At 61.3% G+C, this 14,293-nt stretch carries 14 protein-coding genes; 8 read left to right on the top strand and 6 right to left on the bottom strand.

Annotated elements, in window-relative coordinates:
• Together ACCC96_RS23190 and ACCC96_RS23185 are read right to left on the bottom strand one after the other, a co-directional pair.
• Nucleotides 1–1,341 carry an MATE family efflux transporter gene (locus ACCC96_RS23190; RefSeq protein WP_413697006.1) on the bottom strand — a complete coding sequence of 447 codons (1,341 nt, stop codon included), beginning with the start codon at nucleotides 1,339–1,341 and terminating at the stop codon, nucleotides 1–3.
• Between the two features lie 85 nt (nucleotides 1,342–1,426).
• Nucleotides 1,427–1,720 carry a hypothetical protein gene (locus ACCC96_RS23185; RefSeq protein WP_018928411.1) on the bottom strand — a complete coding sequence of 98 codons (294 nt, stop codon included), beginning with the start codon at nucleotides 1,718–1,720 and terminating at the stop codon, nucleotides 1,427–1,429.
• Nucleotides 1,721–1,911: 191 nt separating this feature from the next.
• On the opposite strand from ACCC96_RS23185, the gene ACCC96_RS23180 reads away from it, so the two are divergent.
• The 5 genes from ACCC96_RS23180 to ACCC96_RS23160 all read left to right on the top strand — a co-directional run bounded on the left by ACCC96_RS23180 (nucleotide 1,912) and on the right by ACCC96_RS23160 (nucleotide 6,515).
• Nucleotides 1,912–2,214 carry a MazG-like family protein gene (locus tag ACCC96_RS23180; protein ID WP_007937232.1) on the top strand — a complete coding sequence of 101 codons (303 nt, stop codon included), beginning with the start codon at nucleotides 1,912–1,914 and terminating at the stop codon, nucleotides 2,212–2,214.
• On the top strand, nucleotides 2,214–2,963 hold the full coding sequence (locus tag ACCC96_RS23175; RefSeq protein WP_019582282.1) for a methyltransferase domain-containing protein: 750 nt from the start codon (nucleotides 2,214–2,216) through the stop codon (nucleotides 2,961–2,963). Before ACCC96_RS23180 ends, ACCC96_RS23175 begins: the two co-directional genes overlap by 1 nt.
• Before the next feature lie 12 nt (nucleotides 2,964–2,975).
• Nucleotides 2,976–3,605: a DUF4136 domain-containing protein gene (locus ACCC96_RS23170; protein WP_413697005.1), complete on the top strand. Its 630-nt coding sequence runs from the start codon at nucleotides 2,976–2,978 to the stop codon at nucleotides 3,603–3,605.
• 53 nt (nucleotides 3,606–3,658) lie between these two features.
• Nucleotides 3,659–4,216, top strand: a complete 558-nt coding sequence (locus ACCC96_RS23165) for a DUF4136 domain-containing protein (RefSeq protein WP_111455263.1) — start codon at nucleotides 3,659–3,661, stop codon at nucleotides 4,214–4,216.
• A gap of 316 nt (nucleotides 4,217–4,532) precedes the next feature.
• Nucleotides 4,533–6,515, top strand: coding sequence for a pilus assembly protein TadG-related protein (locus tag ACCC96_RS23160; RefSeq protein ID WP_413697004.1), 1,983 nt, complete (start codon nucleotides 4,533–4,535; stop codon nucleotides 6,513–6,515).
• On the opposite strand, the gene ACCC96_RS23155 is transcribed toward ACCC96_RS23160, so the two are convergent.
• Both ACCC96_RS23155 and ACCC96_RS23150 read right to left on the bottom strand, forming a co-directional pair.
• The gene (locus ACCC96_RS23155) at nucleotides 6,485–9,253 is read right to left on the bottom strand and encodes an ATP-binding protein (protein ID WP_413697003.1); all 2,769 of its coding nucleotides are present in this window, start codon (nucleotides 9,251–9,253) and stop codon (nucleotides 6,485–6,487) included. The genes ACCC96_RS23160 and ACCC96_RS23155 overlap by 31 nt on opposite strands.
• Nucleotides 9,250–9,690, bottom strand: coding sequence for a TadE/TadG family type IV pilus assembly protein (locus tag ACCC96_RS23150; protein ID WP_019650608.1), 441 nt, complete (start codon nucleotides 9,688–9,690; stop codon nucleotides 9,250–9,252). The genes ACCC96_RS23155 and ACCC96_RS23150 overlap by 4 nt, the downstream gene beginning before the upstream one ends.
• 75 nt (nucleotides 9,691–9,765) lie before the next feature.
• Between ACCC96_RS23150 and ACCC96_RS23145 the strand changes: the two genes are divergently transcribed.
• The 3 genes from ACCC96_RS23145 to ACCC96_RS23135 all read left to right on the top strand — a co-directional run bounded on the left by ACCC96_RS23145 (nucleotide 9,766) and on the right by ACCC96_RS23135 (nucleotide 12,371).
• A complete protein-coding gene (locus ACCC96_RS23145; protein WP_413697002.1) occupies nucleotides 9,766–10,236 on the top strand; it encodes a prepilin peptidase in 471 nt (156 codons plus the stop codon).
• 109 nt (nucleotides 10,237–10,345) lie between these two features.
• Nucleotides 10,346–11,149: a response regulator gene (locus tag ACCC96_RS23140; protein WP_413697011.1), complete on the top strand. Its 804-nt coding sequence runs from the start codon at nucleotides 10,346–10,348 to the stop codon at nucleotides 11,147–11,149.
• 847 nt (nucleotides 11,150–11,996) lie between these two features.
• Nucleotides 11,997–12,371, top strand: coding sequence for a DUF6124 family protein (locus tag ACCC96_RS23135; protein ID WP_413697001.1), 375 nt, complete (start codon nucleotides 11,997–11,999; stop codon nucleotides 12,369–12,371).
• 144 nt (nucleotides 12,372–12,515) lie between these two features.
• Here ACCC96_RS23135 and ACCC96_RS23130 read toward each other — a convergent pair whose 3' ends face one another.
• Nucleotides 12,516–13,406 carry a type II secretion system F family protein gene (locus ACCC96_RS23130; protein ID WP_019651889.1) on the bottom strand — a complete coding sequence of 297 codons (891 nt, stop codon included), beginning with the start codon at nucleotides 13,404–13,406 and terminating at the stop codon, nucleotides 12,516–12,518.
• The gene (locus tag ACCC96_RS23125) at nucleotides 13,403–14,287 is read right to left on the bottom strand and encodes a type II secretion system F family protein (protein ID WP_413697000.1); all 885 of its coding nucleotides are present in this window, start codon (nucleotides 14,285–14,287) and stop codon (nucleotides 13,403–13,405) included. Before ACCC96_RS23125 ends, ACCC96_RS23130 begins: the two co-directional genes overlap by 4 nt.
• Nucleotides 14,288–14,293: the final 6 nt, after the last annotated feature.

Here is a 14,293-nt window from a genome sequence, read left to right as displayed (position 1 = left end):
TCATCCTTTTAACCAGCCGTCGTTCTTGCGCAAGTACCAGGCGAATGTGCCAAGGGTCAGGCTGCGCAGCACCATGAACAACAGGAAGGTTATCCACAGTCCATGGTTGCCCAAGCCTTGCAGCATCCAGGCGAAGGGCAGCAGCAGGATCACGGTCAACAGCATGCCGTTGCGCATTTCCCGGGCGCGGGTGGCGCCGATGAACAGGCCGTCGAGCAGGTAACTCCAGACCGCAATCAGCGGCAGCGCGGCGAGGTACGGCAGATAGATGAAGGCGGTGTCGCGCACGCTCTGAATGTTGGTCTGCATCTGGATGAACAGGTGCCCGGCGGACAGAAACAGCAAGGCAAACCCCAGGCTTGCCAGCAACGACCAGCCGCACGCCACCACCAGTGAGCGGCGCAGGGCATCACGGTCGCGAGCACCGATGGCGTGTCCGCACAGGGCTTCCACGGCGTGGGCCAGACCGTCCAGCGCATGAGCGGTCAGTAGCAGGCCGTTGAGCAGCAGCGCATTGGCGGCGACCGTGGCATCGCCCAGTCGTGCACCCTGCACGGTGATCAGGAAGAACACCGACTGCAGCGCCAGGCTGCGGATGAAAATGTCGCGGTTGACCGCCAACAATGGGCGCCAGCTCTGCCACAACGCCAGCGCGGCCCAGGCAATATGGCCGGGATAAGCGCGCAGGGCTTTGCGGGTCATGAACAGGCCGATCAACGCGCCGGTCCACTCGGCGATCACCGAGGCCCGTGCCGCGCCGACCACCCCCCACTCCAGGCCAAGCACAAACCACAGGTTGAGTGCGATGTTGACCAGGTTGGTGCTCAGCAGAATCGCCAGCGGAGCCCGGGCATTCTGGGTACCGAGAAACCAGCCGACCAGCGCATAACTGGCCAGTGCCGCCGGCAGGCCGAACAGCCGTGTGTGAAAGAACTCGCGGGTCAGTTGATCCAGCTCCGCAGACGGTTGCATGAAGTGCAACGCGACCCCGCTCAACGGCACACCCAACGCCCCCAACAGAATGGCCAGGCCCATGGCCAACAACAGACCTTGCAGCAAAATCTGCCGCAACGCAGCGCCATCCCCGCGCCCGGCAGCCTGGGCGGCGAACCCGGTGGAGCCCATGCGCAGAAAGCCCATGGCCCAGGCAAGAAAGGTATACAGACTGGCGCCCACCGCGACGGCGCCGAGCTGATGAGCATGGGGCAGGTGACCGATGACGGTACTGTCGACCAGCGCCACCAGCGGTACGGAAATGTTCGAGAGAATCATCGGGGCGGCGAGCGCCCAGACGCGGCGATGGGTCGGACGGTCGCGCCAGTCGGCAATCAGGTTGGACATGCAGGCTCCTTGGGGGCGCCTGCATTGTAGCGACGAACTCGGAATCTGCATCGATCCGTTGTGGAAGCGAGCCTGTGGGGCAGCCTTAGTGAATGATCCAGCTCAGCAACCACAACCCCAGCAGCAACCAAATAATCCCCATGATGATCGACGCGTTCATGAAGGCGCGAATCGCCGACCACAGCAGCATCAGCCCGAGGATCAAGGTGATGATGCTGATAATCGAGGTTTCCATGCCCAATGCCTGGGCCAGCCCTTCGACAAAATTGCTGCCGGCGTTGCTCAACAGGTTGAACAGGCCACTGAGGGTGTCGATGATAAAACGGATGACCGAACCGATTGCCTGGCCAAGCCATTCGAAAAAGCTGTCTACCTGCATGTGTACGTCCTGATGGAGTGGTGGCGTGGTTGCCGGATCCGAGCCTTGGGCTATTGATCGTGCTCCCGGGTTCCCGTGGAAGCTGCCGAAGGCTGCGATTTTTTTGAGTATGGCGCAAGTACGCAGGCACAACGCTGCCACTTGCCTTCACCCGTCATCCCCCTGAAGCTATACGCCTTCAGGAGAGCCCGATGAACCTTGTTGAACTGACCGAACGCCTGCACGCCATTCGTGACCGCAATGACTGGCGGCAATTTCACAGCCCGAAAAACCTGGCCATGGCCGCGAGCGTGGAAATGTCCGAGCTGGTGGAAATCTTCCAATGGCTGACCGAAGACCAGTCGCGCCAGTTGCCGGCGGACAAACTGGCCCATGCCGGGCAGGAAATCGGCGACATCGTGCTGTATTTACTGCTGCTGTGCAGCGAGTTGGGGCTGGACATGAATGAAGTGGTACGTAACAAGCTCGCGGACAGCGAACGGCGGTTCAGCTGATGAGCGACCGTCATTTCGATCAGTTGGCGACCCGCTTCGCTGAAAAAATCTACGGTGGCGCAAAAGGGGCGATCCGCCTCGCGGTGCTGCAGGCCGACCTGGCCGAAACCCTGCCGGACCGCCCGTTGCGCGTACTGGACATCGGTGCGGGCCTGGGCCACATGTCGTTGTGGCTGGCCCAGCGCGGTCACCAGGTGACCCTGGCCGAACCCGCCGAGCCGATGCTTGAAGGCGCTCGCCAGCGTTTCGCCGAAGCCGGGCAGACGGCGACGTTCATTCAGGCGCCGTGGCAGGAGTTGCTTGGTCAGCTCACCGAACCCTACGACCTGGTGCTGTGCCACGCCGTGCTGGAATGGCTGGCCGAACCCCATGCGATTTTGCCGGTGTTGCATCAGCTGACGAAGCCGGATGGCTGGTTGTCCCTGGCGTTCTATAACCGCGACGCGCTGATCTACCGCAATCTGCTCAAGGGCCATTTCCGCAAGATGCGCAAGAACGACATGGCTGGCGAGAAGCAGAGCCTGACGCCGCAACAGCCGCTTGATCCACGGGAGCTGGCAGCGCAACTTGAGGGTCTGTGGCGGGTCGAAACCCAGAGTGGAGTGCGGGTTTTTCATGACTACATGCCGGTGGAATTCCAGGCCCGCGCCGAACTGCTCGATTTGCTGGAAATGGAACTGGCTCACCGCCGTCACCCAAGCTTCGCCGGGCTTGGGCGCTACTTGCACTGGATCTGTCGGCCGATCTGACCGGAGTGCGCAATGAATAGTCGTTCAGGTTTACTGGTGATCTGTCTGGGGTTGGCGGGCTGTCAGGGCAGCAACCCTTACATCGCGACGTCCAATCCCTTGCCACCGGCACCGCCCCAGGCCGCCGGCACTTTCGACCGCAGCGCCTACCCGGCGGCGCCGCGCGATTACGGTCGCTACCGCAGCTGGGCCTGGCTCAACGGGCGCCTGCCTGCGGGCACGGCCTGGGCCGATTCGGAGCAGGTGGCCGAAGTCGTCAGCAATGCCCTAGACCAGCGCGGCTTGCGCCCACTGCACGACAACCGCCCGGCGGACCTGTTGGTCAGCGCCGACCTGCATCTGGAAACCCGCTTGCGCCAGGTGCAGGACGGCTCTGGTTACGGTGGCGGCTATGGCGGCGGGTATTACGGCGGTGGTTACAACCGCTACGGCACGGGTTACGGCATGTACAACAGCGTGCCGGTCGTCCGTACTTATCAGGTACAGGTTGTGGTGGTTCGGGTCGATCTGTTCGACGCAAGCACCGGTCAACCGGTATGGAGTGCCAGTGCCGAAACCAGCAGTCAGGGCAACCAGAGCGAACGTGCCGATGCCCTGCGCGAAGCTGTCGAAAAGGCCATGTCGGCGTATCCTCCTAGTTAGCTTCCTGTTCAGGAAGCGCCCCGCAGGTGCATGTCTTCAATCGGAGAAAAATCATGTTCCGCCGTCTCGTTTTACTGGCCATTGCAGCGCTGCTCACTGCCTGCGCCGCCAACGAGGTCAATCATGACTTCGATGCCAGCCGCGACTTTGCCGCCTATCGCAGCTGGAGCTGGAAAGAGCCCGCCGTGCAATACCGTCCCGACGACCCAAGGATCAAGAGTGACCTGACCGAGCAACGCATCCGCCAGGCCGTTGCCGATCAACTGGATCAGCGTGGCTTGCGTCCGGCCGCCGCCGGCGCCAAGGCAGACCTTAAGGTGCAGACCTACCTGATCGTTGAAGATCGCCAGCAACAAGTGACCACCTCCTATGGCGGCGGTTATGGTGGCCCATGGAACGGCTACTGGGGCGGGCCGATGTACAACGAAACCCGCAACGTCAGCTACAAGGTGGCGACCATCCAGATCGACCTGCTCGATGGCAAGGACGGCAAACTGGTGTGGCGTGGCAGCGACGAGCAGACCCTCAGCCGCACACCCAAGCCAGAGGACCGCAGCAATACGATACGCCAGACGGTCGGGCGCATATTGGCTAACTATCCACCGCGCTGAACCCTGAACTAACCAACACCACAGCCCCCTGTAGGGCGAGCCTGTGGCGAGGGGGCTTGCCCCCGTTCGGCTGCGAAGCAGTCGTAAAACCAGTCACCACTTTCTAAGTTCACGATTGTGGTTGCTGGTTTTAGGGGGGCTTCGCGCCCCAACGGGGGCAAGCCCCCTCGCCACACACGCCCCACAATAAGCCCATTCCCACAGGGAGTTTTTGTTGGTGGGATGGCTAGTTGCCAGCAATCCGGTAAACCCTTGTCTACACTGCTGTTCATCAATGGAGGTAGCCCTCGGCGGTGCGCCGGCAAAGGAGTGCGCCATGTCTCCCTGCTTGCAGTTTCGTAGCCCGGCCCGGCAACGGGGAGCGATCGGTTTGATGGCAGTGCTGACCCTCGGCATGGCCCTGGTGTTCCTGCTGATCGTGGTCGACAGTGGCCGCTTGTACCTGGAAAAACGCAGCTTGCAGCGGATAGCCGACATGGCCGCACTGGAGGCTGCCACGCGCAACGGTGATTGCGCCGTGGGTGCTACAGCCACCGCTTATGCCACTGCCAGCGTAAATCGTAACGGCTTCACCCTTCCTGACCCCACGCGCAGCCTGGCGGTAGCCTGTGGCACCTTGAGCCTGGACGCCAACAGTCTTCGGTTTTTTGTGGCTAACCCAAGCAGCAGCGAAGCCATTCGGGTGATCGTCAGTCATTCAGTGCCGCAGAGTTTCGCCGGTGGCGTTGGCGCTCTGTTCGGCGGTGCGCCGGCCGGGGCCACCCTCAACCTGACGGCGACCGCCGTTGCGGGGCTGCCGCCACCGCTGGCATCGCTGACCCTGCGCACCACGGCGCTGAGCATCGATAGCAGCAAGTCGGCCACCCTCAATGCGCTGTTCGGCGGTTTGCTCGGCGGCAGTCTGAACGTGTCCGTGGCAGGGTGGGATGGGTTGGTGAACACCAACATCAGCCTGCTGGGTTACCTTGATCGACTGAAGGTCGACCTCGGCCTCAACGCCGCCGGGTATAACCAGGTATTGGGTGCTTCGGTGGCCGTCAGCCAATTGATCCAGACCGCCGTCAATGTGCTGGACCCAGGCGGCACCCTCGGCGCGACGGCGACCATTGTCGGTCTGCAAGCCCTCAAGGTGGCCGCTGGCTCCACGACTGTGGTGTTGGGCAATCTGCTGCACGTCGAGAACGGCAGCGACGTCTCAACGTTCGCGACGACTGTGAGTGTGTTCAACCTGATCGAAGGCGTCGTGCAACTGGCCAACAAGAAAAACGGTGTGGTGGCGACAGTGCCGATCAATCTGGCAGGGCTGGCGCAAATCACCGCTCGGGTGCAGGTGTTGGAGCCGCCGCAACTCTCCGCGATCGGCAATCCGAAAAACGCCGCGCTGGATCCGCTGGGACCCAATCGGATCTACGTGAGAACCGCACAGCTTCGCACGTTGTTGTCGATCGACTTGCCGGCGCTGGACGCCATCGCGGCGCTGGTCAATGCCGCAGCGGATCTGGCAGGACCGCTGACCAACACCCTCAACGCCTTGCTCAATCTCGACCTGGTGGCGGTGCTCGATTCACTGACCTGTGCCATCGGCGTGCCCTGTCAGACGCCCGACGTCATCGTGCTACCGGGTCCGATACGGCTCGACGTGGCGCTGGACGTCGCCAGTGCCGATAGTTACGTCACGGCTTACAGCTGCGTCAGCAACACCAACAAAACCCTGACCACCAACACCAGAACATCGCTGGTGAACCTGAAAATCGGCCGGATCGATGCCGCCAGTATGTTCGGCAGCAACACCGCACCACCGACGGTCACGGTGCAGCCGTTGAAACTGATCGATATCGGCATCAAAACCTGTCGCAGGTTTTTGTTCGTGCCCATCACCTGCGATCCGCGTGTGCCAGGCGTCGGTGGTGGCATCGATGTCGTTGCTGACACCAGTGTGGCGGCGAACACCAACATGCCCCATGTCTACTCCGCACCACCGGCCAGCAGCCTGCCGGACATCAGCCAGCCGCCGTTTTACTACTCATTTTCCACCAGCAGCATTGTCAGCAACTTGCTCAACACCCCGGTCAACCTTCACGTCGACATGTATGGCCCGTCAGGCAGTCTCGTCGGCGGTCTGGGGGCGATCCTGAGCAGCGTGACCAGTTTGCTGGTCAGCGCAATCAACGGCGTGCTCAACCCGTTGCTCGACAGTCTGATCAACACTGTGCTGATAAGCCTTGGGGTCGACTTGAACAAGGTCGACGTCGGCGCCAACCTCAGTTGTCACTCAGGGCGCGCGTCGCTGGTGATCTGATCGCCCGTGACAATCGGCAACTCGATGCAGAAGCGCGCGCCCTCGGCCGCGTTTCTTACGCTCAACCGTCCGCCCATGTTCTCGACGATGCCGTAACTCACCGACAACCCGAGCCCGGTGCCGACGCCCACCGGTTTGGTGGTGAAGAATGGCTCGAAAATCCGCTCCAGCAACCGTGGGTCGATGCCGCCGCCGTTGTCCTCGACCCACAGCCGCACTGAATGCTCATCACGTTCGGCGTGCAGCGAAATCCATGGTTTGAACGCCGGGTCGGCCTCGCGTTTGCTCAGCAGCGCATCCCGTGCATTGACCATCAGGTTGATCAGCACCTGTTCCAGCTGATCGACGTAACCGCGTACCTGCACATCAAAACCGCTCTCGCTGACCCGCAGCTCGATGCCTTTGCCGCGCAAGCCCTCGGACAGCAGCGCCAGCGTGCCCTCGATGGCTTGAACCGGATTGAACGGCTGCTGCTCGACCTCCGAACGCCGGCCGAACACCCGCATGTGATCCACCACCTTCGCGGCACGCTGGACTTGGGCGTCGATGCGATTGAGCTTGTCGGTCAGGTAATCGATTTGCGCGTCGCCATTGCTCAGACGCTTGAGCACATTGACGATGGCCATGCGCATCACGTTCAGCGGCTGATTGATTTCATGGGCAAGCCCAGTGGCCATTTCGCCGAGGGTGGCCATTTTCGCGCTCTGGGTAAGCTGCTGCTGGGCGCGCCTGACCTCAGTGTTGTCGCGGCCCACGGCCTGAATTTCCAGCAAACGACCCTGGTCGTCGAACACGCCGCGATCCGACCAGACCCACCAGGCATGTTCCCGTCCCGGCAGTTGCAGGTTGATCTCCGCAGTGCTGACCGGGAACTCCGGGCTCAGTCGACTGAGGCGCTGGAGGAACGCTTCGCGCTGCTCCGGCGACATCCAGCTGCCCAGGTTCACCCCCGGCAGCTGCTCGGGCTGGCATTCCAGATAGGTCGCCAGTGGCCGGTTGCCGAAGGTCAGCGTCAGGTCGGGGCGGTAGCGGCAGATCATCGCCGGGGAATCTTCCACCAGAATCCGATAGCGCTCTTCACTCTGTTTGACTTTCTCGGTGGCCAGGGTCGCCTCGGTGACATCCAGCCACAGGCCCACGGCTTCCACCGGCAACCCGAGGTCATCGCGCAGCAGTTTGGCTTCGTCGAGCAGCCAGTGGTAATCACCGTGACTGTCGCGCAGTCGATAACGGGCGCTCACCGAACCCTCGCGCAGCAGTTGCCGGGTACGCTCGAAATAGCCGTCGCGGTCCTCGGGATGGACCCGCTCCACCAGCGAGCCTGCGGCGCAGTCGGCGAGCGACCAACCGAGCAGCGGCAACAGGCTGTCGCTGAAAAACGTCGGTTGCAGCGCACCTTCGACATAGCGCTGCACGTAGATCACCGCCGGTGAACTGGCGATCAAGTTGTCCAGCCGGGCATGGGCGGCAGCGGCGTTCTGCTGCTGGTTTTTGATGTCGCTGATGTCGAGCATGAAACCCACCAGCCGGCGGTTTTTACCGATGCCCAACGCCTGGCCTTGCAGTCGATACCAGATCGGCGTTTGTGTCGTGTCGGGGCGATGCAGACGTACGCACAACAGCAACGGCGCGCCTTCGTCCTGCAAGGATTGCAGGCGAATCGTCAGCTCTTCACGGTCGGCGGGATGAATCTGTTCGAGCCAGTCGTGCAGCGGAAAACGAGCGCTCGCAAGGTTCAGCGTACTGGCGAGCGACGGCGCCAATTGCACTTCGGCATGGTCGCTGAAGACCTCCCACCAACCGGTACCGAGCAAGGCTTGTAGAGATTCCAGCCGTTCCAGTTGCAGGTGGTGCTGATGCTCGCGCAAGCGCTCAAGCAGCGGGCCGGCCAGGGCGGCGGTGAGTTGCAACCAGTCGCGCTCGCTCAAGTCGGGAGCACGTTCTTGCACCGGGTAGAAACCACAGAGCAACCACGCGACCACGCCCAGGGCATTGCGATAGGGCACCGCGAACCCTTCGGCATTGCCGAAGATGCTTTGCAGGCGTGGGTGCTCGCTGGGTGTCAACTGTTGGGGGACTGAGCCATTCAAACTGTCGAGGCCGGTGCCCAGGTGTTGATGGGTTTCCCACAACCTTGGTGCATCGAAGGCCGCGTACTGCTGGTGAATCAACCAACCCTCGGCCTGTTCATCGAGCAAGGCCATGGCCATGCACGGAATCTGAAAACGCTGGGCCAGGCCTTGCAGTTGTTCGGCCAGTACCTCGGGCAGGCGCGTCAGGCTGCACAGGCGCAACTGCTCGCTGACCTGCGCCGCGAGCAACTGGCACTGTTCACGACTGCGCGCTTGTCGACGTTCGAGCAACAGATCGCCGATGTCGATCAACTGCAATAACCATTCTTCGCCCAACGGCTGCACCCAGCCGCGCAAGTGCAGCGGTTGTCCGGCGAGGCTGAAAAAGTCCAGGTCCAAGTTTTGTCCCTGCCACTCGGCCGGTGTGCCTTCGACCGACAGGGCGCTATGGGGCATGAGGTAATCGAGCAGGTGCGGTGACTGCGCGTCGGGTATCTGTTGCGCCAGCAGATGCCGCAACGGACCGCTCAGCTGAATCACTCGACCTTCATCATTCAGATGCAGCTGCAAGCCGACACGCTGCACGCTCGCAGGGTCTGGCGTATTCGGGGTCTGTGGCGGATGGCGATTGAGCAGACGCCCGAAGAGTTTGTCCCCGGAGCTCAAAACTGCAGGCTCGATTGGGCCGTGAGGGTCGCCGGCAGATTGGGCACCGAACCGATTCCCGGCAGCACCAGAAACGGCAGCACTTGATTCAGTTTACTGGTGGGGTAGTTGATGCTGACCGTCAGCACGCCGCCGGTGTAGGTGGCGCTGGCGTCGGTGGCCACGTTGAAGTTCAGCGCGGCGGGAATCCAGGCCAGTTGCCGGGTCAGTTCGGTGGTGGCAACGGTTCGTACGGCGCTGTCGTAATTGGCGGTGCTTGGGTCCAGCGCCACGCTGCGACGCACCGCTTCGGCCGTGGATTTATTGAACGATTGCATCAGTAACAGCGGCAGGCTGTAACTGACCAACCCATAAAACACGGCGAAAAAAATCACGAACACCAAGGCGAACTCAATCGCCACGGCACCTTTTTGTTGGCGGGGGAGGCCTGTTTTCATGAGTGCGTCTACCCTGACAATTACTGCGTAGTGTCAGCATAGAATCATTCAGCCAAAACGGACGTTTTTTACCGGATGCAGAGCCTTGTCCTACTCATCTGGCTGACGCTTTGCGCAGCACAGGATGCCCGAGAGCGCCACATCGGCAACGGCCTGACCGTTGGCGCAGGTGTGCTGGCGCTTATCTATCTGTTGTGGACAGGGACTACGTGGCTGGGAGCCGAGGCGGTGCAGGGCGGCTGGGCTTTGTTGCTGGCATTGGCCTTCACCTTGCCCGGTTATGCAGTGCGACGCATGGGGGCAGGCGACGTGAAGCTGATGGCGACGCTGGGCCTTGCGACGGACGGTACGCACCTGCTCGGCGGTTTCATCGGTGCCGGCGTGGCCATTGCGCTCTGGCTGCTGCTGGCGCCAAGACTCTGGCTGCATATGGGGCAGGGGCTTAGGGCGCGTCTTCGTTACCTGGAGCCTGGGACGTCAAAAAAGCAGCCCTTTGCGCCGTTCGTACTGGTGGGTGTGCTGCTCACACTGGCCTGGATGCATTAATCGCAGGCGTCCCCTGTTCTATGTACATAGTTGGAAAGTGCGTCTACTTTCAAAACAGTTGTTGTACAGCCTGTGGTGTCGGTGCAGGAGCGGCCAAGCCAGACTTGGCATGGAGTGGCACGTGAACAAGCTTACCTCGGCAGTAAAAGTTCTTGTGGTTGATGATGAGCCGTTGATTGTCGAAGAGCTTTGCGAGTTCATCGAGCTCAATGGTTATCGCTGCGTGCCTTGCGTCTCTGGCCATCAGGCGATCGAGCGTTTCAGCGAAGACGTGAATATCGGCTTGGTGTTGTGTGATTTGCAGATGCCTGACATGGATGGCATCCAGCTTGTCCAGGCGCTGCAGCGGTTGTCCGGCAAGCATCGGGCATTCGAGGCGATCATGCTCACCGGGCATGCGAACAAGCAGGATGTGATCAAGGCTTTGCGTATCGGGTTCGCCGATTACTATCAGAAGCCAATTGATCTGGCTGAGTTGCTCGAAGGTTTGCAGCGTCAGGAGGTGGCCTTGCAGGAGCGGCAGAAGAACCTGCAGTTGGGGCATTTGAGTCAGAAGCTGCAGTATCTTTGTGAATCGATCGATGAGCTTTATCAGGATCTGGACAAGGTTCGGCGGGGGGCGTCCCCGGAACCTGTGTCCGGTTCGGTTGACGGTGCGCTCGGTGAACCGGAGCGGGTGGTGAGGATGCCGGCGGTGTTCAATCAGTTGTCGCCGCGGCAGTTGGAGGTGGCGCAGTTGGTGGGCAAGGGGCAGACCAATTATCAGATTGCCTGTGAGTTGGGGATTACCGAGAACACGGTGAAGCTTTATGTGTCGCAGGTGTTGCGGTTGACGCATATGCATAATCGTACGCAGGTGGCGTTGGCGTTGTCGCCCGGGAATGTTGGGGGGCGGCGGGTTTCTGCGCATTGATCTTGGCGGCCTTTGGGCCGACCATGTTCTTGTTTGCGGTGTGTACATATCCGTTTCTGCGGTAACGGCTACTTATGGTTTCGCCCTGACGGCGAGTCCCTTTTGGCAAACGCCCCAAAAGGAACCAAAAGGTCTCGCCCCAAGCGTACGGCCCCTCGCTAAGGCTCGGCGTTCCTTCGCTCCGGTATCCATCTGGGGGCATCGCCCTACGGTTGGCTTCGCTTCAACCTACATGCGATGGGTTCGACTGCGTCGAACGGCGCTGCGCGCCAATCCCCAGATGAACACCTCCACTCAGCCTCCCGAAGGGGCGGGCAGATCAAAATCAAAGGCGGCAGGCGAGCTAACGCTCGGCCTGTTGAGTGGTGAGGGGCGGGTGTACGCCGTTCCCCTGTAGGAGCTGCCGAAGGCTGCGATCTTTTGATCTTGGCGGCCTGACAGCCGACCAATCGGTTAACGAATGATCGTTCCCACGCTCCCGCGTGGGAACGCCGCCAGGGACGCTCCGCGTTCCGCTTTTGAATGTTTAATTGATGTCTCAGTGCGCAGATCTTTTCCCACGCATTTTTCAGGTTGCCCGTCGGAAGCTGCGTCTCTAGCCTTTGTCCGTCGCTGACAATTCAGCGACCGGGCGTCGCGGCCTGAAATAGCTTACTTGGTGCATAATCATCGTCCCCAACCGCCGTTCCTTCGGAGTGTGTCGTTTGGTCTTATGGTGGCTGTGCGCGGGATACCTTTGGGTATGCCGGGTTTCCAAGTAGCTCGGTCCGCGAACCTGCGTACAGCTGCCACCCCCATCGCATCGCGGCGATTAGTGGCAACTCCATTACTTACTTGGAGCTTCACCATGTTCAAAGCCACACCGAATCCGCCTGAAGTGGACAGCACTTCCCCCTACGAATCCCCCGATTCCAAAAAACTCAACGAAGCCGCCGAACGCGCGCTCGACCACTACCTAAAACCACCACCCAAACAACCCGAAGGCCGCAAACCAAGCAGGATGTTTCTGGTCGCCCCGGACATGGACAACGAAAGCCTGCTCGCTCATGTCTGCGAGTCACTGGCCTCGGCCAGCGTCATGACCAGCGACATTGCTGCGTATGTCGACGCCCCGCAGCGGCATACGCTCCTGGCGATTCAGCAGGTGATCATGCTGGCCGAGCTGGCGGTGAATCGGGTGCTGGATAACGTCGACGTGCCCAAACCCGCGCCACACAGCTGACCCCTTGTAGGAACGACCTGTGGCGAGGGGGCTTGCCCCCGTTTGAGTGCGTAGCACTCACAAGATCTTTGGACCACCAGAGGTTTTGGGGCAGCTTCGCAGCCCAACGGGGGCAAGCCCCCTCGCCACAGGCTCGTTGGTCTTTCAAGAACCAAACGCCCGCGCCAGCGCGGTGAAGCTTGGTCCGGCCAGCACGATCAGCAATGCCGGGAAGAGGAACAACATCATCACCACGGACATTTTTGCGGACATCTTGGAGATGTATTCCTGCAAGCGTGTCAGGCGTCGGTCATCGAGCAGCAGCTTGAGCGCCAGCAGTGATTTCATCGCGCCGCCGCCCTGGTGAATCAGTTGTTGAAGGATCACGCAGGTGTCGGTGAATTCGTCCACTGCGAGCAATTGGGTGGCCTTGTTCAGTTCTTCGCCTAGTTCCAGACCGGAATCGACCCGCGCCAGTATCAGGCGCAGTTCGTGGGTCAGGGCCGGTAGCAGTTGTTTGCTTTCGACGCTCAACACTCGCAGGGACTGTTCCACCGCCATGCCGGATTCGAACAGAATGCGCAGAAGTGGAATGAAGGTTGATATCTCGATCGCCAGTTGTTTTTGCCGCTGCTGCGCGGCGGCTGCCAGCAAGCGTTTGGGCAGCAGGTAGCCGAGGGCTGTGGCGAGGGTCGGGGTGATCCAGTGGTTGTCCACCTGCGGGAAGAACAGGCCCTGTATCAACAGGCACAGGGCCAACGCCAGCACCGGTGTGCCGATCTGGCAGGCGGCGAACAGCGAGCGTTGTCGGGCGCTGCGCCAGCCGAGGCGGTTGAGCAGGGTCTGGGTTTCGTTGTCCAGTTGGATCGAACGCTGACCGATGCGGCTGTCGCCCAGCAGTTGTAGCCAGTGACTGACGCGATGGTCGCTCAGCGGTTTGCCGTCCAGCCGTTGGGCTACCTGGCGCGCACGCCGGTGCTGGTCCAGTAGGCCGCTGAGCAGCAATAGCGTGGCCGCCAGAAACAACAGTGCGCTCATCAGCAGGGCGATTTTCATACGCTTCGCAACATGCGCCACAGCGCCAGGCAACCCACGACCTGCAAGCCGAACGCGCTCGCCAGCATCATTTGTCCCGAGCCGCTGTTCCACATGGCCAGCAGGTATTTCGGATTGGACACCAAAAAGTAACCGGCAAGCCCCACAGGCATCAGCCCCAGCACCACGGCCGTGACTCGGGTTTCGCCGGTCATGGCGCGCAGTTGGCGCGACGCCTGGTCTCGTTCGCGGATCATTTTGATCAGGTTCTCGAACAGCTCACTGGCATTGCCGCCGTAGCGGTGATTGACCTTCAGGCCCAGGGCGAACAGGCGAAGCTCGTCTTTCTCATACAGCTCGGCGAGGTCCGAGACGGCGTCCGGCAGGCTGACGCCCAAGTGCACGTTGCGCTGAACCCGACCCATGGCGTCTTTCAGTGGCGCTTCGGCGGCGTTGATGGCGCCCAGCACTGCATCGGCCAGGGTGCGTCCGGACTTCAGGCTGCGCACCGTGTGATCGAGCAACGTCGGCAGTTGTTCGATCATGCGCTTGAGCCGGCGCTGATAACGCCAACTGATGTACAGCCGCAAAGCCACGGGCGGCGCCAGCAACAACATCAACAAACCGATCCAGCCCGCCAGGGCAAATCCCAGCAAAACGGCTGAGGCCCAGAGCAGCAGCCACGACCCCAGGCGCTCCGTGGGACGACCGAGACCGGCGCGTAGAAAGGTCCGTTCCAGGCCCGACCAGGATGATTTCGCGACGGTCAGTTGCGGTTGTCCCTGGGTCAGGCGGCCGAGGGTTCGGTCGATGCCGGCCTGGCGCTGACTGTTGTAGAACAAACGGATCGACACCCCCAACAGCGTCAGGCAAAGCAGGATGAGCAGCGCCGGTTTGAGCATGCCGTG

The sequence above is a fragment of the Pseudomonas sp. Pseusp11 genome, assembly GCF_047304405.1.
Taxonomy (GTDB): Bacteria; Pseudomonadota; Gammaproteobacteria; order Pseudomonadales; family Pseudomonadaceae; genus Aquipseudomonas.
This window is presented reverse-complemented; position numbering and strand designations above follow the sequence as displayed.

Coding starts and splice junctions, on each gene's coding strand:
- ACCC96_RS23125 (WP_413697000.1), bottom strand. CDS start 14,287: ATGCTCAAACCGGCGCTGCTCATCCTGCTTTGCCTGACGCTGTTGGGG.
- ACCC96_RS23170 (WP_413697005.1), top strand. CDS start 2,976: ATGAATAGTCGTTCAGGTTTACTGGTGATCTGTCTGGGGTTGGCGGGC.
- ACCC96_RS23165 (WP_111455263.1), top strand. CDS start 3,659: ATGTTCCGCCGTCTCGTTTTACTGGCCATTGCAGCGCTGCTCACTGCC.
- ACCC96_RS23140 (WP_413697011.1), top strand. CDS start 10,346: ATGGAGTGGCACGTGAACAAGCTTACCTCGGCAGTAAAAGTTCTTGTG.
- ACCC96_RS23145 (WP_413697002.1), top strand. CDS start 9,766: ATGCAGAGCCTTGTCCTACTCATCTGGCTGACGCTTTGCGCAGCACAG.
- ACCC96_RS23180 (WP_007937232.1), top strand. CDS start 1,912: ATGAACCTTGTTGAACTGACCGAACGCCTGCACGCCATTCGTGACCGC.
- ACCC96_RS23135 (WP_413697001.1), top strand. CDS start 11,997: ATGTTCAAAGCCACACCGAATCCGCCTGAAGTGGACAGCACTTCCCCC.
- ACCC96_RS23150 (WP_019650608.1), bottom strand. CDS start 9,690: ATGAAAACAGGCCTCCCCCGCCAACAAAAAGGTGCCGTGGCGATTGAG.
- ACCC96_RS23160 (WP_413697004.1), top strand. CDS start 4,533: ATGTCTCCCTGCTTGCAGTTTCGTAGCCCGGCCCGGCAACGGGGAGCG.
- ACCC96_RS23185 (WP_018928411.1), bottom strand. CDS start 1,720: ATGCAGGTAGACAGCTTTTTCGAATGGCTTGGCCAGGCAATCGGTTCG.
- ACCC96_RS23175 (WP_019582282.1), top strand. CDS start 2,214: ATGAGCGACCGTCATTTCGATCAGTTGGCGACCCGCTTCGCTGAAAAA.
- ACCC96_RS23190 (WP_413697006.1), bottom strand. CDS start 1,341: ATGTCCAACCTGATTGCCGACTGGCGCGACCGTCCGACCCATCGCCGC.
- ACCC96_RS23130 (WP_019651889.1), bottom strand. CDS start 13,406: ATGAAAATCGCCCTGCTGATGAGCGCACTGTTGTTTCTGGCGGCCACG.